Origin of the sequence: Helicobacter pylori (genome assembly GCF_014496485.1) — a bacterium.
Classification (GTDB): Bacteria; Campylobacterota; Campylobacteria; order Campylobacterales; family Helicobacteraceae; genus Helicobacter; species Helicobacter pylori_DD.
On sequence record NZ_JACTAX010000023.1, the window covers coordinates 1 to 3,050 of the forward strand.

At 37.0% G+C, this 3,050-nt stretch carries 3 protein-coding genes; all 3 read left to right on the top strand.

All coding sequences use genetic code 11. The features are described 5' to 3' along the window. The first annotated feature begins 267 nt into the window (after nucleotides 1-267). Complete coding sequence (locus tag IC572_RS08045) at nucleotides 268-417, top strand: hypothetical protein (protein ID WP_187855754.1); 150 nt, start codon at nucleotides 268-270, stop codon at nucleotides 415-417. Between the two features lie 185 nt (nucleotides 418-602). Further along, nucleotides 603-1,088 (top strand): hypothetical protein, encoded by a 486-nt coding sequence (locus IC572_RS07615; protein ID WP_187855756.1) that lies wholly within the window; start codon nucleotides 603-605, stop codon nucleotides 1,086-1,088. Further along, nucleotides 1,088-2,881 (top strand): DUF262 domain-containing protein, encoded by a 1,794-nt coding sequence (locus IC572_RS07620; protein WP_187855757.1) that lies wholly within the window; start codon nucleotides 1,088-1,090, stop codon nucleotides 2,879-2,881. The genes IC572_RS07615 and IC572_RS07620 overlap by 1 nt, the downstream gene beginning before the upstream one ends. The last annotated feature ends 169 nt before the right edge of the window (nucleotides 2,882-3,050 follow it).

Sequence of the window (3,050 nt, forward strand, 5' to 3'; positions counted from 1 at the left end):
AATTTAGAGTTTGAAAGAAAATTTAGAGTTTGAAAGGAATGGATAAGAGTTATTGGAAATGATGGGGGAGCGATTGGAATTAAGGGGGTAGAGAATAAAGCTTTAAGATTAAGCACATCATTAAATTAAACGCATCATCATTAGATAAAACAAATAACGCAAAAATAAAAACACATCATTAAAAAATAAATACGCACCATTAACCATTAATTAAATACCACTAGATACAATACCGCAAGTCATCTTTTTTTCAAAAAAGGGGTAGAAATGGCATTCTATCATTCTATCATTCTATCATTCTATCATTCTATCATTCTATCATTCAATCGTTCTATCATTCAATCATTCAATCATTCAATCATTCAATCATTCAATCAAGCAATCAAGCAATCAAGTAATCAAGCAACGCTACCATAACTTTTATCACTTTTACCAAAACCGATTTAAAAATCCCCTACTTTTTATTATTCCCCCTTTCATTAACCCTTTTATTCCCTCTCTCATTAATCCATGCCACAACATTTTTAAACCATTTGATTCCATAAGCCCCATTTTTAAATCAGTGGGGCTTACAGAGTTAAATTCAATACAAGGAGAAGATGATGGCTCAGTTAGAAGATTTAAAAGCGCATGAAAAATACAATTTGTTGTTGTGCATGGTTTCAGGCGCGTATAAGGGAACTATTCCAGGGAATGAGGATTTTAAAGAATGGTGCGATGAATGCACTTTGACAGGTTTTCGTCCAAGAATGGGCGAAGTGGCTCAATACGAACATTTTGAACTCATGCGTAAAGCGGATTATGTGATTGGTATTGTGAATGAGGATTCAACGACTAGAGGGGCTGAAGTCCAACGGAGCGTTTTTGCTCTAAAGATTGACCATGATCGCATTGAAGTTGATGATGGGGGATCGTTAGGGATTTATGGCGTTTGCACTCAAAAAGGGAGCCAAGAATACGAAGAATTAGTCAATAAAAACGCATATTGTTTGACAAATTACCTACAACTTCAAAATTCAATGAAATTGATTGAGCGAAAAAATGAAGGGTTATGGGTTTTTACCCATAAACCTATGAAAGGATTTTAATGGAATTATTGACTTTAGACGGCGTGGTTGAAAAAGGCGTGTTTGAAATCCCCAGCTATCAAAGGGGGTATGCATGGCAGAAAGAGCAATTAGAGGATTTTTGGAACGATTTAGAGCATGTGTCCAAACTGGGAGATAAATTCCACTACATGCACAGCCTAACCTTAAGAGGGCTTGAAAATGAGCTTGAAGATAGCGCTTTTGAAATCATAGACGGCCAGCAACGATTGGCTACAAGCCTGATTTTACTGGGCCTTTTAGCCAAGATTACCCAACATAAAGACCCAAAGTATTCTTTAATCAACCTTGAACCCATTCTGTCCTATAAGTATTATGGTTTGAGTGAAGCTTTTAGGGCGATCATGGAAGAAGAGAAAGATTTAGAAAGGTTTCAAACTTCTTTTTACGCTAAAAATTTGATTGACGCTTACGCATTTTTTCAAGAAAAAAAGATCCGCAATCTCCCCAACACAACGCTTAACAAGTTGCTTGACGCCCTCACCAAGAAAATGCTTTTTAGTGTAGTAGAATTGAATGATAATCGAATCGATCCCTTCAGCTCTTTTGAAACGATCAACAATCGTGGCAAAGATCTATCCACTCTGGAATTGTTAAAAAACCGCTTGCATTTTGTGGCACACAAGATTTGCGATGAAGAAGATTTAGAAAATCTTCAACAAGAAATCAATGACACCTACACCAAGATTTATCGCGATTTGAGATTCTTTAAAGACGATCATTTAGAGGATTTTTTAAAGCATTTCGTGGCGTATTATTATGGTGCGAATAGCAAGTTTAAAGAGAGATTATTGGATACAGCGTTTGACGCTCATAAAAAATACGACGACCTATATGACGAATATGAAAAAATAAATGATTTGTTACTTTATCTTTCTTATTCTTCTAAAGTTTGGCATTTCTTGCACACGCTTGATGATAAAGAGCTTAGGATTGAAATCACGCCTAAAATGTGCGGCTTGCTAGACAAGATGCGGCGCTTAAACGCTTTGAGCAATAACGCTTTTCTGCCCTTATTGCTCTCTCTTTTAACCATACAGCTTGCTGTAAGAAGTGGCAGTGAACGGCATTACACCACCCAAGAATTAGAGGGCTTGTTAGAGTATTTGGAGCGTTTCGGGTTTTTAATCTATGGGGTTGCTGGCAAGGATACGGCCAAAAACGAATGGATTGGATTAGCCTTCAAAGCGATTCAAGCGTGTAGATTTTGGAAAGATAAAATAACCATTGAGGATCTTCCAACGCTAGAAAAGAATTTTTTCAAGGAAAAGCATAGCGGCTTAGAATTGCTTGAAGAGAGTATCCATTCCAAAAAGAATACTGAAAAATGGTATCAGTGGGGCAAGGCGTTGAATTACTTGCTTTATGAATACGAGCTATACCATAACCCTGAAACGACTCTGAATTTTGATAGCAGTATAGAAAGCATTGAGCATATTTTGCCTCAAAAACCCGATCAGGGCTACAACGCTAAAGAAAAAAGTTGGGCTAAAAACCCCCATATTGCACATGCTTTAGGGAACTTGCTCTTAATCCCTAAAAACGCTAACAGCTCTTTAAGCAACAAGCCTTTTGAGGAAAAAAGAAAGGCATACCTTAAAGGCTCTTACAGCGAAAAAGAAGTGGCTAAAAACGCTTCTTTCGGGATTACAGAAATTCAAGAAAGAAGCGAAAAACTATTAGACTTTTTGATCGCGCGTTATCGCATCGCTGAATTGGTGGGTGAAAGCGCCATTAAAGCTTTTAAAAACGCTCTTTTGAAAGAGATCGAATGAAGCGATCACTCAAAAATAAGGGGGGCGTTTGAAAACGCCCACACCACAACAAGGAGGAACAACGCCATGCCAAAAAGATAAAGAACATTAAAAAACATTGAACGACCGATTATAGCAGAATTTAAAACAAATTTTACCAAGGAGTATTTTATGGGTTTTCAAAATGAAA